This is a genomic window from Streptomyces sp. NPDC046261 (assembly GCF_040646235.1).
Taxonomy (GTDB): domain Bacteria; phylum Actinomycetota; class Actinomycetes; order Streptomycetales; family Streptomycetaceae; genus Streptomyces.
Genome location: NZ_JBEYZU010000003.1, coordinates 222,526 through 248,552, shown reverse-complemented (window position 1 = coordinate 248,552; position 26,027 = coordinate 222,526). Strand labels below are relative to the sequence as shown.

Below are 26,027 nucleotides of genomic sequence, written 5' to 3'. Positions count from 1 at the left end.
CTACGGCCTGACCTCCAGGTCCCGGGCCGGGAAGGCGTCGTCGTCCCGCTGCGCACTGGCCTCGTTGTAGACCTCGGCGAGCACGGCCGGCATCCCCGCGTAGTTCATCGCCCGCAGCACCCGGTCGCGCAGCCCCGCCCAGTCGACGTCACGGTCGTCGGCCGCCGGCTGACCGCACAGCTGCTTCAGCTGGGCCCGGGCGCGCGCGGTCCGGGGGTTCCTGGTGTTCCCGTTCGCCGGGAAGGCGTCGGCGAGCAGCTTGCCGAGGCGCTGGACGTGCCGCGTCTGGGCCGGTTCGTCGGGCATCTTGCCCTTGTTGAGCGGCAGCACCAGCCCGTCCCGCCGTGGCGGGGCGGCGGCGGGACCGTACTCGGGGAAGTCCTGGAGGTCCGGCATGCCGAGCCGGTCCAGCAGGGAGCTCAGCGGCTCCACCCGTCCGTGCCGGGCGTCCTTCCGGAGCTCTGCCACGAGGCCGTCCGGGGCGTAGGTGACGAGGGAGCCCGGTACGGCCGTGGCGGCGACCTCCGCCATCCACGCCCCGCGGATCTCGTACTGGTCCGAGTCCTTCGCCTTGTCCGTGCTCTGGTTGAGGTTCTTGGGGTCGTGGGTGGAATTGATCTGCTGCTCGCTGACCGCGTGGCCGGTCACCTGCCGGTAGGTGGCGAGGGGTACGAGGAAGGACCGCACCAGTGAGGTGGTCTGCGCCGTGGGTACGGCAGAGCCGCCGCCGCCCCGGGCCGCGCGGTTCTTCTGGTCCTGGTAGGTGCGCATGTAGTGCATCGACCGCCAGGGACGGCCCATGTTGAGCCAGGCGGAATGCGTCTGGTTGCGGAAGTCGATGGCCCCGTCGCCGCTCTGGTGCACGTCCTTGTGCCGGCCGGAGCCGATGACCGGCGCGAAGACCGTCTGGTAGACGCGTACGCAGGTCTCACCGGCGTGCTCCTCGACGTCGATGTCGCCGCGATTGGTGAGAGAGGTCTTGCCGCCCACCTCAACGGTGTAGCTGGCTTCCTGGTGGATCACCCGCTGCACGGTGGAGGCGGCCGCGAACCGCCGCGACGGCGACGGCGACGTCGTGTCGGCGATGCCGCCGGATTCCGGTGCCGGGCCGCTCGTCGCCCGGCGCGCGTTCTCCTCGGCGGCGTGTTCGTCGCGGTCCTGCGGATGGCTGATCCGCAGCCCCGCCCCGTTGTCCGTACCGGCGACCGGGCCCTGCCGCTGCTGCACGACGTGGGTGAGCTCGTGGACGAGGGTGCGCTTGTCCACCGAGCCGTCCCCGATGAAGACGTGGTCGCCGGAGGTGTAGGCGCGGGCGCCCAGTTCGGCGGCGGAGCGGCGGGCGGTGGCGTCGGTGTGCAGGCGCACGTCGGAGAAGTCGGCGCCCAGGCGCGCCTCCATCTCCGACTTCAGCGGATCGGCGAGGGGCCGCCCCCGGGAGGCGAGGGCCTGCTGGACGTGGCGGGTGACGGCCGCGTTCCCGGCGGTGCGCTGCCGGGCGAGCAGGTCGCCCGGCGACAGCGGCGGCGAGACCGGGACGGAGCGTGCCGCGGCCTTCTTCTCGACGGGGCCGGCATTCCGGGCAGGGCGGTGCGCGCGCATGGCGGAACCTCTCCGTGTGGCCTTCCTTCGGGAATCCGCCGGTACCGCGCGGACCCGAACGGTCGCTCGGCACCGAGGGGGGTCGTGCCGTGTCTCCTGCGGCGAAGGCCCGGTGCGGCAGGCCCTGTCCGTGCGGCTGCCGCCCGGGCGGAGTGGAGGGAGCCCCGCGCACCCTCGCGCAAGGACGTCGTCATCTTCGCCTCTGCCAAAGGCCCGCAGCAGACTCCCGCGTCCGCCCGGGATTCCCGCGATGAGGACGGCGGATGGGCGTCATCCCGGTCAGAGCAGTTCGGCCGGAAAGCCTGGCGGGAGGGGCGTCCCGGCGAGCGTCACGGCGCCGGTCCGCTTGTCCTTCCTGACGTAGCGCGCCGAGTGGTCGAATTCCTCCGCTACGTGGTAGTCCGGGTCCCCCTTCGTATTCGACCGCCGCCCTTCAGCCGTCGCGTGGAAGCGCACCCCGTACCAGTGGTCCGCCGTCGGGTTGTCCTGAGCGTGCCGCATGCACGCCCAGAGCATCTTCTTGAGCGGTTCCTCGAAGCCCCTGTTGAACTGGCTGTTCGTCGCGGACGTCATGGGCGCGAGGTTGCACGACGTACCGGGCCCGCCGAGGTGGTCGTTCCAGAGGTGCCCGCGAACCCAGCCCCCGCCGTCGCGGGCGATGAGGGCGTCGACGACGGTGCACTCCTTGGGGTCGGGCGGTGAGCCGCCGTAGCTGCGCTCCGGGGCGCGGGACCCCGGCCCCAGCGTGACGTGCACCGACCGGCCGCCGCCGACGCGGTCGAAGGCACCCCAGACGGGCCCCTCCCACACGACCTCGTTCTCCCAGCGGCCCAGCGTCGCGGTGCGCGCGGGCCGGACCATGCGCTGGACGACGAGCGGCGTGGGCGGCAAGCCGCCGATCAGCCTGCTGACGGCCGCGTTTCCCGCCCGGGGCTGCAACGCGGCCAGGATCCGTGCGGAAGACGGAGATTCCGCCGCCGCGGACCGGCGGGCCGGCCCGGTGGAATGCTCGCCTAAGTGGGCGTGATCGCTCCGGCGCATGATTCCTCACCATCTCGAGGTGACACCCGAAGACTGGCCGATCACATTTCTTTGCGCAATGGACAACCGGCGAATTCTCGCCACGCGTCGACACCTCGGTGAAAAAACGTTTCCCACGCGACGGAATATTGAAGTCCGGCTCCGCGCGGCAGGGAGTACGTCCACTCGACGCCTCGGGTGAAGTGGCCCGAAACAGTGAACCCTCGTGGCCTTGCGGCCTGTTGACGGGCACAGCCGAGCCGCTAGCATCGGTCTCCACGTACCGCTGTTCTGGCATGTGCTTCCGGCACTGTCGGGTGCTGCCATTTCGCCGGCGGCGGTGCGGTGCGACGCGAACAGCCGTGAACCGCAATCGGATCGGATCCGGAGGATCGCACATGCCCATCGAGGAATTCCCGATCGACCAGTCCGGCGGCGCCAAAATTCCCCACTCCATCACGGTCGGCCCGAATCGCTGGTTGTGGGTGACGACCGACAACAACGCCCTCGTGCAGATCATGAGGAGCGATCCGACCGCCCAGACCGCGCACACCGATCTCATTCCGCAGTACACGGCAGGAATCATCAAGGACCCGACGGACCGGAAGGTCGTCTGGTTCGCCGCGCCGGCGGGCCCCCAGGATTACGACCCCATCTACGAGTTCGACGTCGAACGGCGCAAGGTCATCAACAAGCACAACCTCCAGCCCGACGCCCGGGCACAGACCATCACCACCGTGCGGATCAAGACGAGCGACAGCCCGTCGGCCCCGAGCAAGGACTACATCCTGTTCGCCGAGCCCGTGCACACCAACGTGGGCTTCGTCGAGGTCGGCCAGGACGGCGCGAATTACCACTCGCTCCCCACGGGTACCGACGAATTCAACACATGGCTGTGGTCGGTGGCGGCTACAGTCAACAACCCGGACACGCCGACGAAGTACACCTACTGGGTCACCGGCCAGGCGCACGACAGGCCCTCCAGGAAGACCAACGGCCTGTACTGGTACACCCCGGCCGACGACGACGCACAGTGGAGGCGTATTTCACTCCCGGGCAGCGAAAGCCAGGTACCCATCCACGTCATCTCCGGTCTCATTCAGGAAGGCGGGGAAAAGAAGCCCTATCTCTGGATCAGCGCGCGCAACCCCAACCAGATCCTGCGGTACGACATCAAGAACAAGTCGTGGAAGACGAGCTCCACCATCAACGGTGAGCCGCGTCAGTTGGCATTCGGCCCCGACGGCAACATCTGGGTGGCCGGAACCGACAAGATCTACTGTTTCGAGAAGGACGTCTCCCGTCCGCCCATCCCCACTCCCGCGCTGCTCGCCGGCAGCGAAGCCTACGGGATCTGTGTCGACGAGAACGATCAGGTCATCTGGTACACCAGCCGCACGAACAACAAGATCGGCAAGTACCCGATCCCGACGGGGGGCAGGTCCTCTTTCGGCAAGACCCAGATGCTGATCCAGCCGGTCAAGAGCATCACCCCGGGCTCCGTGGCCGAAGTTCCCCTCGTCGCCGAATTCATGGCCGACGCCAGCCCGACCCCGGGAATCCCGCTCACCTGCCGGATCGTCTCCCAGGAGGCGACGTTCCTCGACGGCCGGCGCGAATGCGTCATCGAGACGGACTGGACCGGCCAGGTCCCCTTCCCCGCCGTGCAGGCGGGCAAGGTGGAGGAGGACGTCGTCCTGAAGATCGGCTGGGGTGGCAACGAACCGCCCACCACCGTCGTCCTCAGCGTGCGCAACGAGCCGGAAGGCGACGAGGCGTAACCCCTCGTATCCCCCATCGCGAACACGAGAGGAGCCCGGCCGTGCCGTCCGGACCCGGCAACACATACGACCTCATGGGGAACGCCAAGCCCGTGGCGCTCGCCTACAACCCCACCGACAGGAACGTCTGGTTCATCACCGCCGACGCGAAGATCGGCAGCTTTACGCCGCGCAGCCCCTACGAGAGCAAGGTGTTCGAGCCGATCTACTCGGGGATGCGGGCGGAGGACCTGGTGCTCCGGGACCGGGCCGTCTGGACCTACGTCCACGACAACGCGACCGGACACGCCGTCGCGTGCGCCGGTGACGGCCGCTACGCGGTGCACGGTTCCGGTCAGGCGGCCGCCACCCGCGCCATGGCCCTGGGTTCCGACAGCACCGGTGCCCGGCGCGTCGTCGCGACGCTCGACGGCAGGGGCGCGCTGCTCTTCATCGACGGCGAGGGCGGGATCTCCTACTCGACCGACCACGGGAAGCCGCTGCACGGACTGACCGTCGACAGCAACAACTCCCAGGAATACTGGGTGAGTTGCCCCGACCGTCACCACGTGGTCCGGTTCGACGCCTCGCGCGGGGACTTCGACCTGTCCCCCATCGACTTCGGCGACCGGCTGAAGCCCCAGTCCATCGCGCTCACCGGGACGGACAGCAAGGTGCTCTGGGCGACCACCCCGGAAGCCAGGATCATCCGGTACGACTTCGACACCAAGTCGCACAGGACCATCGACATCCCCACGGTCGCCCACCGCGTCTACGGCCTGCCCGACGGCTCCGCGTGGTTCACCATGCCCACGGGCGACACGGTCGGCTACTTCGCCCCCGGCGCGACGGACCTGACCGGGACCATCTCGACCGGCACGGGGACGGGCCCGTCGAGCGTCGCCGTGGACCGGGACGGGACGCTGTGGATCGGGCTCACCGGGACCGGGCAGATGTTCCGTGTCTCCAAGGTCCAGCTGACCCCGGTCTCCGGGCAGGGGCAGGAAGCCGTCGTCGGCACCCCGTTCCCCAACCCGCTGCGGGTCAAGGCGACCAAGCTGGACGGCAGCCCGGTGCAGGGAGCGACGATCACCTTCACGATCAACGGCGACCAGGCCCGGTTCGAGGGCGACAGGACCACCGACACCCGGACCACCCTGGCCGACGGCACCGCCACCAGCGCCGTGTTCCACGCCAAGCAGGTCGGGGCATGCGACATCTCGGCCATGTGGGAGCAGGAAAGCGCCTTCACCCGCTTCGACAACATCACCGTCATCCCGGCCGCGGGACCCGCCGACCACACCCGCTACCTCTCGGGCGCCGGCCAGCAGGCGGTGCGCGGCACGGAGTTCCCCGAGCGGCTCAAGGTCACGGTGGTGGACGCCAACGGCGCGCCCGTACCGGCGATCGACGTCACGTTCAGGGTCGTGGACGACGACCTGGCCTCGTTCGAGGGCGGTCCAATCGTGGTCGTCCCGAGCGACGACACCGGTGTGGCGGCCTCTCCGGCCCTGACGGCCGGTTCCGAGGCCGGGCGCGTCCGGGTCGAGGCGTGGGCGGCGGACACCTCCGCCGGAACGGTGTTCCGCGAGCGCGTCCTCTGACGACGAGCCGGTAGGCAGACAGACAGGAGAACCGATGACGCAGCAGACCCCCGGGTTGCAGACCGAGTTCGACTTCGAACTGCCCTGTGGGTACGTCGACGGCGACGGCACCGTCCACCGCGGGGGCCGGATGCGTCTGGCCACCGCGCGGGACGAACTGGCGCCACTGATCGACCAGCGGGTGAAGGAGAACCCGGCCTACCTGGGGGTCGTGCTGCTGAGCCTCGTCATCACCCGGCTGGGGAACGTGCCCGACATCCACGCCGGCGTGGTGGAGTCGCTCTTCGCGACCGACCTGGCCTACCTCCAGGACTTCTATCGCCGGATCAACGGGATGGCGGGCGACCGCGCGGTGACCTGCCCGTCGTGCGGGACGGCGTTCGCTGTCCCCGAGCCCGTGCCCGGTGAACGCCTGGGGGAATCATGACGCACCCCGCCGCCCGGCTCCGGGAGGAGGTCGCGTACGTCGCCTATCACTTCCACTGGGCGTACGCGGACCTTCTGGGCCTCCCGCACGGGGAACGGCGCGCGTGGGTGCGGGAGATCGCCCGGATCAACACGGCGGCGGCCGGGGGCGGGGGCCTGTGATGTTCTCCTGGCCCTCGCGCCGGCGGTCACCGCGCCCGGAGGGCGACCCGTTGCGGCGCGAACCGTTCCGGCGAGTTCCGTTACAGCCCCCGACGGCGGCGCCGCGTCCTCCGCTGCCGTCGTGGACCCGTCGGGCGACGCTGCCGGGCAGCCCACTGCCCGGATTCCGGCGGTCGCTGGCGGCGTGGCAGCCTGACCCGGCCGTGGCCCTGCACGGACGGTTACTGCCGCGTGGGGTGCGGGTGGGGTGCGGAAGGGTGGGTTTCTCCGGCGGGCGGGCGTGGCGCCCGTACGGGGTGGAGGCGGCCCCCCTCCCCTTCGTCGGACCGCCCGAGCCCCCGGCGCCCGAGCCGGTGCCTCGGTGGCGCACGGTGGTGCGTGGGGTGGGGGGTGCGCTCGGTGCGTTACGCGGCCGGGCCGCCGGGCAACAGTCCGCGGCTGGCAGGGGTACCGGGGCGGGCAGCCACCCGTCGTACGGGGGCGAGGTGCGCGGGCGCGCCACAGCCCCGGCGGTGCGCCCGCGTGGCACGGCCCGCTCGGCCGTGCGCCGCGCGGTGCCGCCGGCGTCGGGCGACAGGCCCGGGGCCCCCGGCAGTGTGGCCAGCGTGCCCATGTCCCGGCCCGCGCGGGCCGCCGACGAAGGCCGCCTACCAACCGGACCCCCCGGCAATGTGGCCGACGTACCCATGTCCCCGCCCGCGCGGGCCGCCGACGAAGGCCGCCTACCAACCGGACCCCCCGGCAATGTGGCCGACGTACCCATGTCCCCGCCCGCGTGGGCCGCCGACGAAGGCCGCCTACCGACCGGTCACGGATTCCCGGCGTTACGGCCTGGTCTCTCCTCCGCCGAGGGCATGCCCGCCTCTCCGCCGGTCGGGGCTACGACTCCCCGGCCTTCGGGGCCGGCTGCGGCCCCGGCATGGACCGGGACCCGGCCCGGCACCGGCCTTCCCCAGGCTCTCCCCTTCGCGCAGGCGCACCGTCCGGGCGATGCCCCTGCGCCGGCACCACCTCCGGCTCCCCGGCCACCTGTTACCTCTCCGATCCCCCGGCCATCCGCCCCCTCGGGGACCCCCACGACAACGGCGCCGTCCGGACATGTTCATCCGGCCGCTCCCGTGGGCACGCCGGAACCCGTTCCCCACACGGCCGGCGTCCTCCCGGGAACGCCCGCCCCGATCCACCACCGGGCCGCACTCGGAACCACGCCCGCGCAGGCCCTCGACCGGGCCGTCGACCAGGCGCTCCCCGCACCGGCTGCCCACCCGCTGCCCCTGGCTCCCCCGCAAGCCACCGCCGGCGCGGCACCGGCGCCCGTACCGCCCCACACCCCGGCCCCTCCCTCCCCCTCATCCCCGCCGACCCGGCCATCAGTTCCCCGGCCGACGCCGGCACGCGGGTTCGCCCTCGGCGCCGCCTTCCCTTCGCACCCCGGGGCCTCTCCCTCGAGTCCCTCCAGCGCGTCTCACGAACCGGCACACCCCGCGTCCCGTCTCCCGGCGGTCGATCGGGGGCCGGGAGGCACGACCGGAACGCGCCCCGGTCCCGGGGAGCACCGGCATCCGTCACGCCATGCCCCTGCCGACAGGCCGTCGGGCCCACCCCCGTACGGGCCCGCGCCCGACCGGCCATCGGACACGCTCCCGCCCCGGCCCCGCATCGGGCACCCCCTGCACCGGACGCCACCGACCGCCGTGCGCATCCCCCTCGCACCCCGCCCTCACGGGCCCGAGGGTCCGGCGCCGGTCACGTCCCCGGCCGCGGTGCCGCTGTCCGTACGACCCCCAACCCCCGCTACCCCTCCCCCTGACCCCGCCCTTCTCGCCCGCCGGATCGCCGAGGCCCACGCCGAGGTGATCGCCCGCGCCGTGCTGCCCGAGCTCGGCCTCCCCGTGCGCGTCGACTGGCCGGCGCCGTACTGCCCGCCCCCCGGCCACGCCCCCCGTTGACGACATCCCGGACGGAGCCTCCATGCCGGACCAGGTCCAGCCGTTCGCCGTCAGTTCGTTGTTCCAGTTGACGATCGGCACCAGCGAGCTCGGTTCGTTCACCTCGTGCGAGGGGCTGGGCTGTTCCATGGACGTCGAGGAGCGGACGGAAGGCGGCATGAACGGGCGGGTGTGGCATCTGCCGACCCGGATCCGCTACTCGAACGTCGTACTCGGCAGACCGCTGACGAAGGACACCTTGCTCATCTGGGCGTGGATCCAGCAGCAGGTCCGCGAACCGCTGCGGCTGCCGGGGCAGTTGGTGGCGCTCGGGCCGGACCGCAAGCCGATCGTCCGGTGGCTGCTGGACGGCGTGCTGCCGGTGCGGTGGAGCGGGCCGTCCTTCGACACCGAGCAGTCCCTCCCGGCCCGGGAAACGCTGGAGATCGCGCACGACGGGTTCATCGGGGTCACGCTCTGACCCTCCCCGACCACAGGCGACAGTGCGCCGACGCGAGTAGAAGGGACCGCCGCCGATGGCCGTTCTGCCCTTGGGAGGCACCCCCGTACGGGCCTCCTTGGTGATCTACGACCCGCCGGCCGGCACCGGCAGCACGCCGGGGCCCGAACGCACCCGGGTCAAGCTGCACTTCAATCCGGACCGCCTGTCCGTCGGCAAACAGGCCCGCTGGGACCGCAGCCGCGCACCGTCCAACGAAGCGGCCGCCAGACCGCAGTTCATCGGCGCCGAGCCACGGACGATGACGCTGGACGTGTTCCTCGACGCGCCCGGCAGTGGCGCCGGTGTCCAGGGTGAGGTGGAGGCGCTGCTGGGGTGCTGCGCGCCGACGGCACAGAGCGCCGCGGCGAAGCCGGCCTCCGCGCCGTGGGTGCGCCTGGAATGGGGGCGTGCCCGGACCACCGCATTTCTGGCCGTCGTCACGCAGGTGAACGCCGTCTACACGCGGTTCGGGACGGACGGGACACCGCTGCGCGCGGAGTGTTCGCTGACGCTGGAGGAGGTCGGCGGCTCGGCGCAGCGGCAGAACCCGAGCTCAGGCGCGGACGGCCCCGTGGGCACGCACACGGTGGTGGCCGGTGACACGCTGCCGGGCATCGCGTGGCGCGCGTACGGGGACGCCGCGTCCTGGCGGGCGATCGCCCGCGCGAACGGCATCGACGACCCGGAGCGCCTGCGCCCGGGCAGCGAGTTGCTGCTGCCCGTACTGGAGGACGGCCGGTGACGGAACGGGCGTACGCGGCCGAACCGGTGGTCGCCTTCGACGGCGTCGCGCTGCCGGAGCTGTGGAGTGAGCGTCTCGCGGCGGCGGGTGTCGCGACGGCGACCGGGCTGCCGGCCACGGCGTGGCTGCGGTTCCGCGACCCGGAGCACCGGCTGCTGCCGGGGGTGCGCGTCGCCGTCGGCACGGCCGTGACGGTCTCGGTGACCGCCGCCCGGCAGCGGGCCCGTACACCGCTCTTCGACGGCGAGGTCACCGCGCTGGAGAAGGAGGTCGGCCCGGACGGCGCCTTCACCACGGTCCGGGCCGCCGACCGGGGTCACCGGCTGACGCGCGGCCGGCAGGTGGCGGCGTACGTCGAGACGACCGTCGCGGAGGTCGTCGCGCGGGCCGCCGCCCGGCACGGTCTGCGGGCCGGCCGTGTCGAGGCCGACGGTGGCCGTATCCGGCACCTGTCCCAGCCCAACCTCACGGACTGGGAGCTTCTCACCCATCTCGCCGACCAGCAGGGCCTCCATCTCGCCGTCGAGGGACGGACGGTGGAGCTGCGCCGGCTCGCCTCCGCCGCGCGGGCCCCCGCGCCGTCGACCGGCGCCGACCGCAGCCCGTATGTGCTCCAGTACGGGGTGAACCTGCTGTCCCTGCGGACGGGCGTCTCCTCGGCCGGGCAGGTCGGTGAGGTCGAGGTGCGCGGCTGGGACCAGGATGCCAAGTCCCCGGTGACGTCCCGGGCCCCGGCCGCCACCAGCGAGCGGCTGCGGCTGGGGACGACGCCGGGAGAGCTGGGCAAGCCCTTCGGCGACCGGCCGGGGCTGCTGGTGGCGGGCCGCCCGTACACCACCGCCGCGCAGGTGACCGCCGCCGCCCGCGCGCTGGCCGACGAGACGGCCGCCGCGATGACGGACCTGGAGGCCACGGTCACGGGCACGCCGGAGCTGCGCGCGGGTGTGCCGTTCACGGTGAGCGGCACCGGCGCGCCGTTCGCCGGGCAGTACACGGCGACGGCCTGTCTGCACACCTTCGACGGCGAGCACGGCTTCTTGACCCGCCTGCGGGTCGGGGCGCTTCCCCCACCGGTCGTGCCGCCTCCGCCACCGTTGTGCGGGACGGGTGTCGCGGTGGGAATCGTGACGGACGTGCGCGAGCCGGGGCAGGGCCAGCGCGGTGCCGTGCGGCTGAAGCTGCCGTGGCTGTCGCAGGAGTACGTCACCGACTGGGTGCGCACGGTGCAGTGGGGCGGCGCGGGCGGCGGGGGCGTCGTCGCGCCGGAGACCGGGGACGAGGTGCTCGTCGGCTTCGAGCACGGCCGGCTGGACCGGCCGTACGTCCTGGGCGGGCTCTACAACGGGGTCGACGCCCCGACGGACCACGGGCTGCCCCTGGTCGACGCCGGTACGGGACGGCTGAACCGGCGGTCCGTCACCTCGCGGGCGGGCGACCGGCTGGAGCTGCTGAGCGCGGCCGAGGGCCCCCAGGGCGTGCGGCTGAGGTCCGGCGACGGGAAGCTGACCGCGCACCTCGACCGCAAGGAGACGGCGATCTCGCTGGAGGCGGGCGAGCTGCGCCTGCGGCTCGACGCGCGCTCGGGAACCGTCACCGTCGACGCGGGGGCCTCGGGCACGGTCGTCGTCAAGGCGGGCACGGTGCGGATCGAGGCGGAGGGGCCGGGCGACCTGACGCTCACGGGCAAGAGCGTGACCGTCGAGGGAACCACCCAGCTCACCCTCAAGGGCGGCACGACGCAGATCACCGGCACTCCCGTCGACATCAACTGAAGGCAGGTGAGCGCAATGGACCGCATCAAGGGTGACATCATCGGCACGGGCTGGGCCTTCCCCGGCGACCTCACCCCCTCCGGCGAGGTGGCGCTGGCCACCGGCGGCGACGACGTGGCACAGGCCATCGGCCTCGTGCTCGGCACCGCGCCGGGAGAACGGCCGATGCGGCCGGAGTTCGGCTGCGGCATCCACCGGCTGGTCTTCGACCCGCTGGACGCCGCGACGGTGGCCCGCGCCGATCTGGAGGTGCGCCGGGCCCTGGAGCGCTGGGAGCCGCGGATCGAGCTCGACGACCTGCTGTTCAGCACGGACTCCGCGGACGAGGGCGTGCTCTACGTCGATGTCCGCTACCGGCTGCGGAGCACCAACGAGCCGCGCAACCTCGTCTTCCCGTTCTACACGCTGCCCCGGGAGGGGTGACGGCCCGCATGCAGGAGGCTCGTATGCCGGAGCTCCCGGTCCCCGATCTCGACGACCTCCGCTTCCAGCCGATGGTGGACGCGGCCAAGCGCGCGCTGCCGTCCCGGTCGCCGTCCTGGACCGACCACAACGTCTCCGACCCCGGCGTCACGCTGCTGGAGGCGTGCGCCGGACGGGTGGACGCGCTGGTCTACCGCGCGAACAGGATGACGCCGCCCCAGCGGTCCCGGCTGCTGGCGCTGATGGGCATCACGCCGATGGCGGCGGTGCCGTGCCGGGTCGTCGTCCGCTTCGCCGGGTCGGGCGCCGGGCGGGACGTCCCCGCGGGGACCGGGCTGACCGTTCCCCGGGAGCGCCCGTTCGTGCTCCGTACGACGGCTCCGGTCCATGTGCCCGCGGTCGGCTCCGCGACGGTCGGGGCCGTCGAGTGCCCGGAGGCGGTCACCGAGGACCTCGGGACGTCCGACGGCACCCCGGGGCAGCGGTTCGCCCCCTCCCGCCGGCCCTGGAGCCCGGCCGCGCCCACGCCGGAACCAGTACCGTCACCGATCACCGAGGTGACGGTGGCAGGCCGCGTATGGCCGGCGGTCGAGTCCTTCGCCGGGGCCGACCGGCAGACGCTCTGCTACTGGTGGGACGACGCGGTGGGAGAGGTCGTGTTCGGCCCGCTCGTCCCCTTCGCCGACGGGGAACGACAGCTGGGGGCGGTCCCCGCTCCCGGGGCGCCCGTGCGCGTCACCTACGCGGCGTGCCGGGGCGCGCGGGAGGCCGTCTCCCCCGGTACGGAACTCGTCGGGGACACCCCGCCGGCCGTGGTCGAGGAGGTGGTCGCGCCCGGCCGGGACGCGGAGGACTGGCGGCAGGCGCTGGAGCGGGCGGCGCTCGGGCTGGCGCCGCCGCGTCGGGCCGTGACCGCCGCCGACCACGAACGCGTCCTCACCGGGCAGGCGTTCACCGTCGCCCGCGCCCTGGTGCTGGACAGCGTGCGGCCGGAGGACCCCCGGGTGCCGGACGGGCTGTGCCCGCCGGCGCGGCCGGAGGGCGTCACCGCGTGTGCCGTGGCCGTCGACGGTGCGGACGTCGCCGTGCACTACTTCGTGGACGCGGACGGGAAGGTGGCCCACCGGCAGGTGCTCCTGGACACGGGCCAGGAGATCCCCGGTGCGACGGAGGACGATCCGCCGGCGTTCGCGGCGAAGCGCCTCGACGCGGTGCTCGAGCTGGAGCAGGACGTCGCGAGGCTGTGGTTCTCCGGTGATCTGTGCGCATGGACCGGGGACGCCGGTACGACGAAGATCGCCGACGAGTTCCGGGGCCTGCCCGATCCGTTCCGTGCCGGTGTGGACGCCGTCGCGGCCCTCGCGCACAGCGACGGCGAAGACGAAGACGAAGGCGAAAGCGAAGGCCACCGCGACTACGAGGTGTTCTTCTTCCGCGACGACACCTTCTACCACCGGCGTTTCACCTACGAGAACGGCAGACTGCGCCCCTCGGGCGGGCGCGGGGTGCGGTCCCTGATCTCGGAGTCGTTCCCCCACCTGTCCCCGCACTGCGCACGGAAGCCCGACGCGGTGGTGACCGTGAACGGGGTCTTCTTCTTCGTCAAGGGCGCCCGGACGGAGTCCACGCTGTGGCTCCCCGAGGACGCGGCACTGCGCGTCCTGCTCGTCCCCCACCTTCCCGCCGACCCCGGAATCCCCCTGAGGGACGCCGACCTGGACGTGACCGACGCCATGCTCGCGGAGGTCGATGCTCTGCTGGAGGGCGCCCGCCTGCTCGGTGATCGCCTGCAGGTGGCCCGCCCCGGCTACCGGTCGTTCGCGGCGCACGCCCGGATCCGTTCCTGGGCCTACACCTCGCGGAGCGTCGAGGAGACGAAGGCGGCCGCCGGGCGTGCCTTGTACCGGTACTTCCACCCCACCTCCGGCGGCCCGTCCGGAAGCGGCTGGCCCTGGGGTCGCCGGGTCCACGCCAGTGACGTCCTCGCGGCCCTGGAGACGGTGCCGGAGGTCCGCGCGGTCCTCGACGCGTCGGTGGAGAGCGACCGGGGCGGACCGGTCGTCGAAGTGCCCGACAACGGGCTGGTGCTGCTGACCGACTGCGTGATCGACGTGACGGACTGAACCCCGGAAGGAGCCGGAACCGTGCCCGATGTCCCCCGGTCGATGTTGCCCGCCGTCTACGCCGGTGACCGCGTCGCCCACGCCTTCGCCGACGGCATCCGTGCCGCGCTCGCGCCGTCGGAGGACTGTCTGGACCGGCTCGCCGAGGTCCTCGACCCCTGGGCGGCTCCCGCCTCCTTCCTGGACTGGCTGGCGCACCTCACCGGGGCCCGCGTCGAACCCGACTGGACCGAGCTCCAGTGGCGGACCGCCGTCGCCCTCGCCCCCTGGCTGGCCGCGCACCGCGGCACCCGGCAGGCGCTGCTGCGCGAGGCCCGGGAGATCTACGGATGGGTCCTCGACGTCAAGGACCTCGGGGGCGTCTTCACGGGCGACCGGCGACCGCCGGCGGGCCGGATGCTGACCGTGACGCTCATCCTCGGCAGCGGGGAGGACCGTCTGACCGCGGAACGCCGGCTGACCCGGCTGGTGGTCGCCCACTGCCCCGCGCACCTGCCCTTCAAGACCGTGGTCACCGCGGACCACTGACCCGTTTCCCAGGGAGCCCTGAAGGATGACACCGTCACCCCCCGCCCACGACGGACGCGACCGCGCGCACATCGTCGCCGACGCGGTCCGCGCGGTGCGTGCCGCCTTGCCCGCGTGGACGGGGCGGAACCCCGCCGACCCGGGCCGGGCGCTGATCGAGTCGTGCGCCGACATGGCCGAGGCGCTGCGGGACCGGGTCAACCGCGCCCCCGACCGGCACCGGCTGGAGTTGCTGGGCCTGCTGGGGCCACGGCCCTACCCGGCGGCACCGGCCCGTACCGACGTGCTGTTCCAGCTCGCGGCGCCCGCGCCCGAACCCGTGCGTGTCCCCGTGGGGTTGGAGGTGTCCACCAGTCCCCCGGCCGGAGCGGGCGAGCCGGTGGTCTTCAGCACCGTGGCCGAGGCCGTCGTCAACCCGTGCGTCCTGGTCGCGGCGGGCCGGTTCGCACAGCGGGGCGCGGCGGGCGGTGCGGTGGAGGGAACCCTCGTGCCGTTCGCCGACGAGAGGGGGGACGGCCCGTTCGCGGGGCCGCCCTTCCACCTCAACCTCCCCTCCTACGAGGACGTTGCGCCGGGCGACGACCGGCCGCCGCCGGAACCCGCCGCATACGCGCTGGTCGTCCTGTCGGTGGCCGTGCCCGGCACCCGCGTCGCCCTCGACATCACGCCGGTCGGGGCCCCGGCCGACCTGGGGTCCTGGGAGGCGTGGCAGGGCACGCACTGGTCGGCCTGCCGGACCGTCACCCGGTCCGTCGGACCGGACGGCCGGGTACGGGTCACGCTCGACGTACCCGCCACGCACGCCCCCGCCCGGCTGCTCCTCGACCCTCCGGACGACGAGGGCGGCGCGCGGGCCCGGCAGCTGCGCGACGTCGGCCTCGTCCGGCTCGCACCGCCGGGGACGGGCATCCGGGCGCTCGCCCTGGATCCGGCCCTGTCGGTGACCGTGCCGGTGGTGCAGGCCCGGGTCGTGCTGGAGGAGGAGCTGGGCATCGCGACCGGCGCCCCCGGCGAACGGCTGTGCTTCGCCCACCCGCCCATGCTGCGCGCCACCGACACCCTCGCGGTCGAGGCCGTCGAAGAGGGACGGGCGCTCCGCTGGACGTACGTGCCCTCGCTCGCCGGATCGGGGCCCGGCGACCGGCACTTCACCCTGGACGCCCGCAGCGGGGAGGCCGTGTTCGCACCGGTCGCCGGCACCGGCCGGGGAGCCCTGCGGCACGGCGCGCCCCTGCCGGCGGGAGCCATGGTGCGTGTCCCGCGCTATCTGACCGGCGGCGGGGCCGGGGGCAACGTCCCCGCGCGTACGATCACCGTCCTGCGCACCCCGCTGCCGTACGTGTCCGCCGTCACCAACCCCGCGCCCGCCACCGGCGGCACCGACGCCGAGACGCCCGCCGAGTGCGCCGAGCGGCTGCCGCTGGGCTCCCCGTTCCCGGAACGGGCCGTCACTCCGCACGACTACGAGCAGCTGGCCCTCGCCGCCTCGGCCGGGATGGCCCGCATCCACCACGTGCGCACGGACGACGACGGGAGCCTGGATCCGGCGCGCAACTACGTCCTGGCCCGGCCGGCCGGCATCGAGCTCCGCTTCGTCCTCGACGCGGGGACGCCGTCCCTGCCCAGCGGCACCGAGATCACCACGCGGGACGACGGATTGGTGTTCACCACGCAGGACGAGGCCACGCGGGCCGCCACCCGGATCGCCGGCGTCGCCCCGCTGTTTCCGGATCCCCGCGTGACCGGGGCCCGTGACGCCCTGGCCGCCGGTGACTACTTGGCGAACGGGCCGGTCAAGGGTCCGTACCGCACCGGCGCCCAGGTCACCCTGGCGCTCGTCCACCTCCCCGCGGACACCGCGCTCGCTCACCTGACCCTCTGGGTGCGGCCGGACCGGGCGGTCGAGGCCGCGGACCGGATCGCGCTGTCGGCCTTCCTCCCGCGCAAGGGCGTCCCGTGGTGGGATCCCGACATCCCGGTGGCCTACGCCTGCGCGGCCCCCGCCCAGGTGACCGTCGGCGGCGCCTCCGCGCTCGCGCACCCCGTGCGACTGGGCGGCTCCCCTCGCTGGAGGCCCGCGATCGACCGGCCCGCCGCGCGCGTGGAGGATGCCGTGGCCCGCCACGGAGGGAACTACCCCACAGTGGACGGTGTCTGGCTCGCCCTCCAGATCCGCGACCCGAAGGCCACGGACTCCACCGCGTACACGATCGCCGTCGACGACGGCGCGACCGGCTCCGTAGCGGCCCTGCAGTACGTGACACGCTCCGACGCCTCGGCACGGACGGGCGAGAAGGAGCCGGGCCAGGTGATCGCCCTCATGACCCCGCAGCTGTGCGATCCGCTGCCCACGACGGTCTCGGTCGGCGGGGAGGACTGGTGCGTGCGGACCTCCTTCGAGGAGTCCGGAGAGACGGACAAACACGTGGTGCTGAACGCCGCCACCGGGCAGGTCCACTTCGGTCCGGAGGTTCCCGACGGCTCGGGGCGCAAGGTGCAGCACGGCAAGATCCCCGAGCGGAACTCTCCTGTGACCGTGGCCAGTTACCGTTGCACTGAGGGCAGCAAGGGCAACGGCGTTCCGGCGGACACGGCCTGGCGCCTCCCCCCGGGTGTCGCGTCGATCAGCAACACCGCGTCCGCCCAGGGCGCCGACGGCTTCACCGACACCAGCGGCGGCGCCTTCCAGGCCGGCGTACGGCTGAAGGTCGTCCCGTTCGTCACCGCCGACGAGCGCGGCTGGTTCCCCTTCCCGATGCTCACCCCCACCCAGGACGCGTGCGACACCGTTCAGCGCTCCTTGCGCGCGCTGCACCCGGCGGGCGTCCCGGTGTGGCTGGAGACACCGCGCTACGTGGGCATCCGCGGCGAGGCCCGCGTGGTGCCCGAGGACTACCTGACCGCGACGGAACGCGCCGCCCTGGCCATGGCGGCCGAACGCGCCCTGTACCGCTGGTTCAACCCCGTCGACGGCGGGCCCGACGGCAAGGGCTGGCCGCTGGGGCGACCGGTGTACACCGGCGAGGCGTACCGCGTCCTGGAACGCGTGCAGGGCATCGCCCGCGTCGACTCCGTGGTGCTGCACGGCTCCGACATGGACACGGGGGCGGCCGTCGGGACCGCACCGCGCATCGACTGCGACGACGAACAGACCGTGTACTCCATCGAGCACCGCGTCACCGTCGCCGAAACCCCCTGAGCAGAGAGGCAGTTGATGGACGGCCAAACCGGAGCCGACCGATGGCTCCTCGCACTCGACCGGGCGTCGGATCACGTGGTCATGGCGAAGCTCGGGCCGGACGGAACGCCGGGTACGCCGGCCCGGGTGCCCGTGGGCAAGGGCCCGTGTGCGGTCGCGCTCGGCCCGGACGGCGGCCGTGCCTACGTCGCCGGGTACGACGAGGGCACGCTCTCCGTCCTCGTCGTACCCGGCGGCTCCCCCACCACGGTGCGCCTGTCCGGTGCCCTGTGCGCGGTGGCCGCCGGGCTCGTCGCCGAGCAGGTCTGTGTGGCGTCCTGGACGGACGACGTGGTGCACGTCCTGGACGGCGACGGCAACGGCGGCCGCGCCGTACAGGTGGCCGGTGGCCCGTTCGCGCTGGCGGGCGCACCGGGGAGCCGGTGGGTGTGCGTCGCGCACGACAAGGACGAGGGGGCGGCGCGCCGACTGTACGTGGTCGACGTCGGCACTCCCGGTTCACCGACGGCCGCGCCCGTCGCCATGCCGGCGCCCGTCCGTGCGGTGGCCGTGTCCCCGGACGGGCGGTTCGGTTACGCGCTGTGCGAGGGGACCGGTGTCGTGGTGGTGGACCTTGCCCGTGCCACGGTGACGGCGTCCCGCCCCGTGGGACCGGGCCCCGCCACCGTCGTCGTCGGGCACGACCGCCTGTGGATCGCCGACCAGGAATCGGCCGAGCTGTGGGTGGCCACCCTCGACGCCGGCACCGGAGAGCCGGGAGCCTTCACCGCGCTCCCGGCCGCCCGGCGCCCCTCGGCGGTTCTCCTCTCCCCGGACGGCGCTGTGGCCCATGTCCTCAGCCGGACCACGGGCGTGCTCAGCGCGGTCTTCCCGGCCCTGCCCGCCGCCCGTACCGACGTCCCGGCCGGTGTCCTGCCCTCGGCCCTGGCCCGCGACCCCGAGGGGCGGTTCGTCCACGTCACCGACCAGGCGACCGGGAAGATCCGCACGCTCCGCGTGGGGCCGGCCGTCACGGGCCGGATCGACACCGGCGACGTCACCAAGCCGTTCGCCACAGGGGTGACACCCGATGGGCTGTGGGCCTGCACCACCGACACGTCCGGTCACCGCGTCGCCGTCGCCGATCTGAACGCGGGCACGCACCGGGGCACCATCGCCATCGCCCCGCCGTCCGGCACCACGGCGTGGGGCATCGCCATGGGCCCCACCTTCGCCTGCGTCACCAGCCCGGGTACCGATCAGCTCCTGACCCTGCGCCCGGCGGAGGGCCACGACTTCGGCGACACGTCCACGGTGACGGTGAAGCCCACGGCCCTGGCGCACGGCGCGCAGCCGCACGGAGTGGCCGTCAGCCCGGACGGCCGGTATGCCGTGACCGCCGACGCCGGTACGGGGACCGCGTCCCGGGTCGACCTGAGGGGCGGTACGTACACTCTCAGCGAGGATGTCGTGAAGTGCGAGATTCCCCTGGGCCTGGCGATCCGGAATGACACCCTCTACGTCGCGGACTACGTGAGCCAGCAGATGAACGTCCCCAAGGGCCAGATCAGCGTGCTCCGACGCACGGAATCAGGCTGGACGTTCGAGCGCGCCATCGAAAAGGACCAGGGGCACTTCACCGGACCGCACGAAATCGCGCTCTCCTCGGGGGGCGACCATCTGTACGTCACCAATTACGACAGCCGCGGCGACCGGCCCGTGAAGGTCTCCATCCTGCGGTGGAACGGCACTTCCTGGGAATTCCGGCAGGGCATCGAGCGGAGTGACCTGACCAATCCGCACGGGCTGGCACTGTCCGGTGAGGACTCGGACCGGAAGGCGCAGCTGTACGTATCCAGTGCGGCTACAGGCAAGGTCGCCCAGTTCACGGTCACGGACAACTCCGACGTGAAGTTCGATTGCTGGCTCACCATCGAACCGAGCACTGACCTGCCCGCTTCCCTCGCCCTGTCCCCGGACGGCACCTATCTGTACGCCACCCACAACGGACGAGGTCGTGTGTACGGAATCGCCGTCCCCCAGCCCTCCGACGCCGCCATGACCGCGGTGGGCGATCTGACGGTCGACGGTGTGCGCGGCGTCGCGTGCCGCGGGACCGACACCCTGTACGTGGTCACCGAGAAGAGCTCCGCCGCGGCCGGCCTGACCACCGTCACCCTCGACCACACCCGTCTCAGCGCGGCCTCCGTCTCCCAGCCCCAACCACTGACCGAATACCCCTGGACGATCGTGGCCGGCGACGACGACACGCTCTACATCGCGGACTACAGGCGGCAGGAGATCGCCGTGCGAGGCACCGGCGTCACACCCATCCCCCTCAAGTCGTCCGACGACTCCCGTCCCTGGGAGGTGGCCTGCACCCCGGACGGCGGCTACGCGTACGTCACCGACCGCTCGCTCAAGGCCCCTTCCGTGCACTGGGTCGACCTCGCCACCGCGCAGAGGTCGGCCACGCTGCCTGTCGGCGCGGACCCCGTGGGGGTGGCCTGCGCCCCGGACGGGCTGCGCGCGTACGTGGCCTGTGCCGGCGACCGGTCCGTATCCGTCCTTCGCCGGCACCCCGAACTGACCGCCGGCTCCACCACCACGGCCGACCCCGCCGTGCCCCTGTCCCTGGCGGTGCATCCCACGGCCCCGTACGCCTACCGCGTGCACCAGGACGCGCTGTGCCCTGTCAGGCTGGCCGGCACCGACGACGGACAGCGCCTTCGCCTCCAGGGAGGGCTGTGCGATGTCGCGATCCATCCGGGCGGCACCTTGGCCTACCTCCCCGGCGCCGGGGCTCAGGGCGAGCCCGTGCTCCACGTCGTGCGCCTGGAGAACCCCGCGACACCGGCCATAGGGCCCGCCGTTCCCCTGCCCGGTACGCAGCCGCCCACCGCCCTCGCCCTGCACCCGCACGGCACGCACGGCTACGTGACAGGCTCCCTGAACGGCACGGTCGCGCTCTGGGCTCTCACGCTCGCCACCCCCGACCGGCCCACGGTGGCCGACGCCTTCCCCCTGAGCCTCCCCTCCGTCCGGAGCATGGCCGTCGCTCCCGCCCACCTGTACGCGCTCACCGCCGAGGGCGCGGACGACGCGGCCCTGCACGTACTGGAACTGTCGGCCCTGCCGGACGCGCCGATCGAACGCCCGCGCGCCACGCTGTCGTTGCCCGGCCGTCCCCGGTCGATCCGCGTGCATCCGCTCGGCGGCCACGCCTACGTCAGCACCGACGACAAGGGCGTCCACCTCCTCGACCTCACCGACCCCGCCCGCCCGCAGCTCGTGGGAACGGTGTCCGCCGACGCCGGGGCCGCCGCCTTCCGGCCCGACGGGACGGGAGCGCTCCTCGCGCACAAGGACCGGATCCGTGGTCTCGGCCTGGGCGCCCCACAAGTACTCCCGGACGTCTGGAAGTTGCCCGGAACCACCGCTCCCCGGCGGCTGCTGGTCTCCGCCGACGGCGGGTCGGTCTACGTCACCGACGAGAACGGCGGCGACCTCCGCGTGCTCGACGCCGCGAGCGGCGCCGTACGGCACACCGTCCGCACGGGCACGGCGCTCGCGGGCCTGGCCCTGCGCCCCGGGACCGCGGGCCGGCGGCTGTACGTCGTGGACGAGGGCGCCCCGGGCCTCGTCACGGCCGACATGGCCGAGCTCGTTCCCGTCGGCACCGCGTTGGAGGCCGGCATCGACCTGCGGCAGGTTCACGTCGCGAAGGAGACGTCCTCGTGATCGACATCGTCGACAAGGCGCTGAAGAAGCGCGTCCAGCAGGACCTCGCGCCCATCGAATGCGCCATCGACTTCCGCCCGCCGTCCGGTGGCCAGGAGCCCGGCCGGACCGTGGGCACGGAGACCGTCGGCATCTACCTCCACGACGTCCGCGAGGATCTCGACCGCCGGCAGGCGGGACTCGTCCAGCGCTACGGCGTGCCGAACGGCTTCCCTCCCGGCAAGCCGGTCAAGACGGCCCACCACGACCCGCCCCGCTACGCCCGGCTGTCCTATCTGATCACGGCCTGGGCGCCGGATCCGATGGCGTCCCACCACCTGCTGGGCAAGCTGTTGACCGGACTGTCCACCGACCGTGAGTTCGAACTCGACCTGCCGGAGGAACTCGAGGACATGGGCCTGTGCGCGCTGCTCGAGGTCGGCCGGCCCCCGGTGCACGACCGGGCCCTGCAGGAGCTGTGGTCCGCCGTCGGCCACGCGCTCGTCCCCGCCCTCCACGTCAGCGTGACCATCCCCCTGCTGAACCTCATCGTCGAGGACTACCGGCAGTGGGTCACCGAGCCGCTCGCCCTGGAGGTGGAGCTGCCCCGCGCGGACCCGCCCCCGTGCTGGGAGAAGTGGCCGCCGCGACCGGACGGGGACGCGCCGTCGTGACCACGACCCCCATCCGGCCGCCCGCCCCCGCCGACGCCCTCCTCGCCCGGCTCGGCCTCCTCCGCCACCGGGTCCGGCGAGCGGTCGCCGCCCGCGCCGAGGACGATCCCCAGCCGCTGGACGACCCGTTCCGCGGCCTCTACGTCTCCGACGCGATGGCACCACACCTCCTGCGGACCGCCCCCGGGCCGCTGCCACCGGACGACGCCGAACGGCGAGCCGCCGAGGACCTGGACGCCGCCGAACAGGCGGCAGAACAAGCCGGAGGTGCCCTGCCCCTACGGGCCCTGGGCCTCTCCCCGCTGGAGACCGACCTCCTGCTGGTGGCCCTCGCCCCCGACCTCGACCCCGGCTACGAGCGCTGCTACGGCTACCTCAACGACGACGTGTCCCTGCGCCGGGCCACCGTCGGCCTCGCCCTGCACCTGTGCGGCCTGCACCCGGGCGAGCCACGCGGGCGCGCGGCCCTGGACCCGGCCGGGCCACTGCGCGCGGGCGGATTGCTGGAGGTCGAGGACCCCGACCGCCCCTACCTCACCCGCTCGCTGCGCGTCCCCGACCGTGTGACGGACCACCTCCTGGGCCTCGCCGGACCACCGCCCCCGCCCCCCGCTCCCGAGGACCCCACGCACCGGCTGGCACGCCGCGTCCGGCCGGCCGTCGGCTGGGACGACCTGGTCCTCCCCGACCGCCCCCACACCCTCCTGCACGACCTCGTCCGCCGGGTCCGGCACCGCGGACGCGTCCTCGGGGACTGGAGGATGCGCCCCGGAGGCGGGCGGGGCCGGGGCGTCAGCGCCCTGTTCAGCGGTCCCTCCGGCACGGGCAAGACGCTCGCCGCCGAGGTCGTCGCGGCCGACCTGGGGCTGGAGCTGCGCGTCGTCGACCTCTCCGCGGTCGTCGACAAGTACATCGGGGAGACCGAGAAGCACCTCGAACTCCTCTTCTCCGCGGCCGACCCCGCCCGCGTGGCGCTCCTCTTCGACGAGGCGGACGGCGTCTTCGGCAAGCGATCGCGGCCCGTGGACGCACACGACCGGTACGCCAACACCACGACCGCGTATCTGCTGCAGCGCCTGGAGTCCTTCGACGGGCTCACCGTCCTGACGACCAATGTGCACGACCACATCGACTCCGCGTTCCTGCGCCGGCTCGACCTCGTGGTGCCCTTCGGCCCGCCCGGTCCGGAGCAGCGCCGGGCACTGTGGGACCGCTGCCTCGGTCCCTTTCTGCCGCGCGCGCCGGAGCTCGACCTGGGGCTGCTGGCGGACGCGTTCGAGTTGCCCGGAGGTGCCATCCGCTGCTGCGCGCTGACCGCGGCCTACCGGGCGGCGGAGACGGGCCGTCCGGTGGGCACCGGCGATCTGCTGGATGCCGTGCGGGACGAGTACGTCAAGCTGGGGCGGTACTTCGACGGGTCGGTGCTCCCGGGCTGAGTCAGGCTCGGGATCCGGCCCGTGCGGGGCGGACGCGGGGGCAGGAAAGGGTGGCCCGGCCGGCGTATTCCTTCGACGGGTCGTTGGGCATCGCCGTGTTGGAGGGGTTCGACGCGGCGACCTTGGGCACGAGCACCAGGCCCAGTGGGCCGCCGTCGAGGGCGACTTCTGTGCCGCGCCGGGTGCGTGCGTGGCGTGACCGGTGGCGTGGCGAGAGGGTCAGCCGCACCTCGCCGATGCCCAGGACGGGGTAGGCGGGGGTGAAGTAGAAGACGTAGAACCTCAGTCGCTCGATGTCCTCGGGTACGCACGCGGTCATGCGCTCCACGGTGAATGCCGCCGAGCCGGGCAGGGGCGTCGGCACGGGGGTGAGCGTTCCTTGCAGGCCGGGTATCGGTGTGGTCGAGGTGATCTGCGGCAGGGGGGTGACGATGTCACCCGCGCGCAGCACGAGTCGCGGCATGTGGGCCCCTTGTGCCGGGGCGGTCCCGCCGGCCCCACGGGTGCGGGGCCGGCGGGTCGCCGTCAGCCGGTCCGGCCGGGCTGGCCGGCGATCTGGGTGATGGTGAAGTGCACGAACTCGGCGGGACGCACGGGCGCGACGCCGATGTCGCAGATGACCTTGCCTTCGTCCATGGTGTCCGACTTGTTGTTCGTGTCGTCGCAGATCACGTAGAACGCCTCGTCGGGCTTGCGGCCGACCAGGGCGCCCTGGCGCCACTGGTCGGTGAGGAACGACGTCACCGAGTGCCGCAACGTCGCCCGCAACCGCTCGTCGTTCGGCTCGAACACCGCCCACGTCGACGACTGACGGATCGAGTCCGAGAGGAACGACACCAGACGCCGGACGTTCAGGTACTTCCAGTCACGCGTCGTCGACCTCGTCCGGGCACCCCACACCAGCAGGCCCCGGTCGGGAAAGGCCCGCAGGCAGTTCACGCCCGCCGCGTTCAGCTCCCCGTGCTGGTCGTCGGTGAGGAGGGTGTCGAGCGTGAGGGCGCCGCGCAGGTTCTGGTTGGCGGGGGCCTTGAAGACGCCGCGTTCGGCGTCGGTACGGGCCCATACGCCGGCGATGTGGCCACAGGGTGGCACGGTGCGTTCTGTGGCGTTGACGCCCGGCACCGTGATCCACGGGTAGTAGAGGGTGGTGAAGGCGGCGTCGTCGGTGTCCGGGGAGGCGAGCTTCCCGGCGAACGTCTTGACGTCCCCGGCGTTCAGGTCCGGGGGCGGGTCGAGGATCGCCAGCCGGTTGCGCTGTGCGGTGCAGTGGCTCAGGACCTCGGCCATCCTGCTGATGCCCTGGTCCTGGTCGGGTGGGGGCGGTTCACCGGCACTGACGTCGGCGGTCATGTCCCAGAGGCTGGGCACGGCGACCATGGTGACCTCGGGGACGGTCTCCAGCCCGGCGAGACCTGTGCGGTCGTCGATGTTCCCCTTGAGGCCCGGGACATCCACGGCTTTGTCGGGGCTGGTGAAGCCCACCACGTAGCAGGTGCTCCCGCCGTTGGCGAAGAATCCGTAGACGGCCTCGGCCAGTGGGAAACACCTTTCCAGCGTCTGGACGGTGTCCGGGTCGTCCGTCCCGGCGAGCTCCTTGGCGATCTTCTCCATGCTGTAGCGCGCGGCGAACTCGCGCCAGCTTCCGATCTTCTGCGGGACCTTGCGCTCGGCATCGTCGAACGGCGCGGGCGTGGCGTTCGGGTCGTCCGCCGCGAAGAACTTCGTGTAGCCGAGGAACGCCGGGACGGAGGTGCTCGCCCCGGTGATGGTGCGCACTCCGCTGGGGAGTTCCTTGACGAAGACTCCCGGAGGGTTCGGATCGGGCATCTGCGCTCCTTGGGATGGGGACCGGCCGGCTACTCGACGGTGATGTCCTCGTAGGTGATGGTCACCTGTTCCGTGGCGGGCCCGGATTCCGAGGCGCCCAGCGACGGCCCCTCCCAGCGGGATGCCCAGGCGTTGCTGAGGTGGATGCGGCGGACGGTCTGCTTCTTGGCGTCCTTCAGGGCGATGGTGATGTTCTGCCGCGCGGAGTCGAGGTCGGCGTTGACGAGCGTCGCCTTGATCCAGTCGGTGAAGGCGGTGCTCTTGTCCATGCCCCGGGTGATGGTGATCTCGCCCGTCTTCCGGGCGCCGGGTTGCTTGCGGATCAGGAGTTCCCCGGTCGGGGACACCTGGCGGACCTCCACGACGTCCTGCTCCAGTTGGAGCCCCGAGACGCTCTGGACGGTCTCCACCTGGAACTTGCCGAGTTCGATGGCGAAGGTGCTGCTGCTGAAGCTGTCACCGGTCAACATGTGGGGTGCCTCCTGCGGCTCGTTCAGGTGCTCTGACCGGGCTGGCCGGCGATCTGGGTGATGGTGAAGTGCACGAACTCGGCGGGACGCACGGGCGCGACGCCGATGTCGCAGATGACCTTGCCTTCGTCCA

19 protein-coding genes are annotated in these 26,027 nt (G+C 72.9%); 14 read left to right on the top strand and 5 right to left on the bottom strand.

The window, feature by feature from the left end; translation table 11 throughout:
- Together ABZ956_RS07945 and ABZ956_RS07940 are read right to left on the bottom strand one after the other, a co-directional pair.
- Positions 1–1,599, bottom strand: a complete 1,599-nt coding sequence (locus ABZ956_RS07945; RefSeq protein WP_361888581.1) for a DUF4157 domain-containing protein — start codon at positions 1,597–1,599, stop codon at positions 1–3.
- A gap of 279 nt (positions 1,600–1,878) precedes the next feature.
- Positions 1,879–2,538 carry a hypothetical protein gene (locus ABZ956_RS07940; RefSeq protein WP_361888578.1) on the bottom strand — a complete coding sequence of 220 codons (660 nt, stop codon included), beginning with the start codon at positions 2,536–2,538 and terminating at the stop codon, positions 1,879–1,881.
- Positions 2,539–3,017: 479 nt separating this feature from the next.
- On the opposite strand from ABZ956_RS07940, the gene ABZ956_RS07935 reads away from it, so the two are divergent.
- From ABZ956_RS07935 to ABZ956_RS07870, 14 genes are all read left to right on the top strand, one after another.
- Positions 3,018–4,400: a hypothetical protein gene (locus ABZ956_RS07935; RefSeq protein WP_361888575.1), complete on the top strand. Its 1,383-nt coding sequence runs from the start codon at positions 3,018–3,020 to the stop codon at positions 4,398–4,400.
- A gap of 41 nt (positions 4,401–4,441) precedes the next feature.
- Positions 4,442–5,983 (top strand): hypothetical protein, encoded by a 1,542-nt coding sequence (locus ABZ956_RS07930; protein WP_361888572.1) that lies wholly within the window; start codon positions 4,442–4,444, stop codon positions 5,981–5,983.
- 34 nt (positions 5,984–6,017) lie between these two features.
- Positions 6,018–6,410 (top strand): hypothetical protein, encoded by a 393-nt coding sequence (locus ABZ956_RS07925; RefSeq protein WP_361888569.1) that lies wholly within the window; start codon positions 6,018–6,020, stop codon positions 6,408–6,410.
- On the top strand, positions 6,407–6,571 hold the full coding sequence (locus ABZ956_RS07920) for a DUF6760 family protein (RefSeq protein WP_361888567.1): 165 nt from the start codon (positions 6,407–6,409) through the stop codon (positions 6,569–6,571). Before ABZ956_RS07925 ends, ABZ956_RS07920 begins: the two co-directional genes overlap by 4 nt.
- A gap of 1,971 nt (positions 6,572–8,542) precedes the next feature.
- Positions 8,543–8,980 (top strand): phage tail protein, encoded by a 438-nt coding sequence (locus ABZ956_RS07915; RefSeq protein ID WP_361888565.1) that lies wholly within the window; start codon positions 8,543–8,545, stop codon positions 8,978–8,980.
- Positions 8,981–9,035: 55 nt separating this feature from the next.
- A complete protein-coding gene (locus ABZ956_RS07910; protein ID WP_361888562.1) occupies positions 9,036–9,743 on the top strand; it encodes a LysM peptidoglycan-binding domain-containing protein in 708 nt (235 codons plus the stop codon).
- Positions 9,740–11,515: a VgrG-related protein gene (locus tag ABZ956_RS07905; protein ID WP_361888559.1), complete on the top strand. Its 1,776-nt coding sequence runs from the start codon at positions 9,740–9,742 to the stop codon at positions 11,513–11,515. Before ABZ956_RS07910 ends, ABZ956_RS07905 begins: the two co-directional genes overlap by 4 nt.
- A gap of 15 nt (positions 11,516–11,530) precedes the next feature.
- On the top strand, positions 11,531–11,938 hold the full coding sequence (locus tag ABZ956_RS07900) for a GPW/gp25 family protein (protein ID WP_361888556.1): 408 nt from the start codon (positions 11,531–11,533) through the stop codon (positions 11,936–11,938).
- A 23-nt stretch (positions 11,939–11,961) separates the two neighbouring features.
- Positions 11,962–14,061 carry a hypothetical protein gene (locus ABZ956_RS07895; RefSeq protein WP_361888553.1) on the top strand — a complete coding sequence of 700 codons (2,100 nt, stop codon included), beginning with the start codon at positions 11,962–11,964 and terminating at the stop codon, positions 14,059–14,061.
- A 21-nt stretch (positions 14,062–14,082) separates the two neighbouring features.
- Complete coding sequence (locus ABZ956_RS07890; protein ID WP_361888551.1) at positions 14,083–14,589, top strand: phage tail protein; 507 nt, start codon at positions 14,083–14,085, stop codon at positions 14,587–14,589.
- A 25-nt stretch (positions 14,590–14,614) separates the two neighbouring features.
- On the top strand, positions 14,615–17,788 hold the full coding sequence (locus ABZ956_RS07885; protein ID WP_361888548.1) for a baseplate J/gp47 family protein: 3,174 nt from the start codon (positions 14,615–14,617) through the stop codon (positions 17,786–17,788).
- 81 nt (positions 17,789–17,869) lie between these two features.
- On the top strand, positions 17,870–21,508 hold the full coding sequence (locus tag ABZ956_RS07880) for a hypothetical protein (RefSeq protein WP_361888545.1): 3,639 nt from the start codon (positions 17,870–17,872) through the stop codon (positions 21,506–21,508).
- Entirely contained in the window at positions 21,505–22,161 is a 657-nt protein-coding gene (locus tag ABZ956_RS07875) for a DUF4255 domain-containing protein (protein ID WP_361888542.1), read from the top strand. The genes ABZ956_RS07880 and ABZ956_RS07875 overlap by 4 nt, the downstream gene beginning before the upstream one ends.
- Complete coding sequence (locus tag ABZ956_RS07870; RefSeq protein ID WP_361888539.1) at positions 22,158–23,597, top strand: ATP-binding protein; 1,440 nt, start codon at positions 22,158–22,160, stop codon at positions 23,595–23,597. Before ABZ956_RS07875 ends, ABZ956_RS07870 begins: the two co-directional genes overlap by 4 nt.
- 1 nt (position 23,598) lies before the next feature.
- Here ABZ956_RS07870 and ABZ956_RS07865 read toward each other — a convergent pair whose 3' ends face one another.
- The 3 genes from ABZ956_RS07865 to ABZ956_RS07855 all read right to left on the bottom strand — a co-directional run bounded on the left by ABZ956_RS07865 (position 23,599) and on the right by ABZ956_RS07855 (position 25,894).
- Positions 23,599–24,060, bottom strand: coding sequence for a hypothetical protein (locus tag ABZ956_RS07865; protein ID WP_361888536.1), 462 nt, complete (start codon positions 24,058–24,060; stop codon positions 23,599–23,601).
- A 62-nt stretch (positions 24,061–24,122) separates the two neighbouring features.
- Positions 24,123–25,424 (bottom strand): phage tail sheath C-terminal domain-containing protein, encoded by a 1,302-nt coding sequence (locus ABZ956_RS07860; protein WP_361888533.1) that lies wholly within the window; start codon positions 25,422–25,424, stop codon positions 24,123–24,125.
- 29 nt (positions 25,425–25,453) lie between these two features.
- On the bottom strand, positions 25,454–25,894 hold the full coding sequence (locus ABZ956_RS07855; protein WP_361888530.1) for a phage tail protein: 441 nt from the start codon (positions 25,892–25,894) through the stop codon (positions 25,454–25,456).
- Between the last annotated feature and the right edge of the window lie 133 nt (positions 25,895–26,027).

Coding starts and splice junctions, on each gene's coding strand:
- ABZ956_RS07895 (WP_361888553.1), top strand. CDS start 11,962: ATGCCGGAGCTCCCGGTCCCCGATCTCGACGACCTCCGCTTCCAGCCG.
- ABZ956_RS07855 (WP_361888530.1), bottom strand. CDS start 25,894: ATGTTGACCGGTGACAGCTTCAGCAGCAGCACCTTCGCCATCGAACTC.
- ABZ956_RS07885 (WP_361888548.1), top strand. CDS start 14,615: ATGACACCGTCACCCCCCGCCCACGACGGACGCGACCGCGCGCACATC.
- ABZ956_RS07880 (WP_361888545.1), top strand. CDS start 17,870: ATGGCGAAGCTCGGGCCGGACGGAACGCCGGGTACGCCGGCCCGGGTG.
- ABZ956_RS07915 (WP_361888565.1), top strand. CDS start 8,543: ATGCCGGACCAGGTCCAGCCGTTCGCCGTCAGTTCGTTGTTCCAGTTG.
- ABZ956_RS07935 (WP_361888575.1), top strand. CDS start 3,018: ATGCCCATCGAGGAATTCCCGATCGACCAGTCCGGCGGCGCCAAAATT.
- ABZ956_RS07860 (WP_361888533.1), bottom strand. CDS start 25,424: ATGCCCGATCCGAACCCTCCGGGAGTCTTCGTCAAGGAACTCCCCAGC.
- ABZ956_RS07945 (WP_361888581.1), bottom strand. CDS start 1,599: ATGCGCGCGCACCGCCCTGCCCGGAATGCCGGCCCCGTCGAGAAGAAG.
- ABZ956_RS07925 (WP_361888569.1), top strand. CDS start 6,018: ATGACGCAGCAGACCCCCGGGTTGCAGACCGAGTTCGACTTCGAACTG.
- ABZ956_RS07900 (WP_361888556.1), top strand. CDS start 11,531: ATGGACCGCATCAAGGGTGACATCATCGGCACGGGCTGGGCCTTCCCC.
- ABZ956_RS07910 (WP_361888562.1), top strand. CDS start 9,036: ATGGCCGTTCTGCCCTTGGGAGGCACCCCCGTACGGGCCTCCTTGGTG.
- ABZ956_RS07865 (WP_361888536.1), bottom strand. CDS start 24,060: ATGCCGCGACTCGTGCTGCGCGCGGGTGACATCGTCACCCCCCTGCCG.
- ABZ956_RS07920 (WP_361888567.1), top strand. CDS start 6,407: ATGACGCACCCCGCCGCCCGGCTCCGGGAGGAGGTCGCGTACGTCGCC.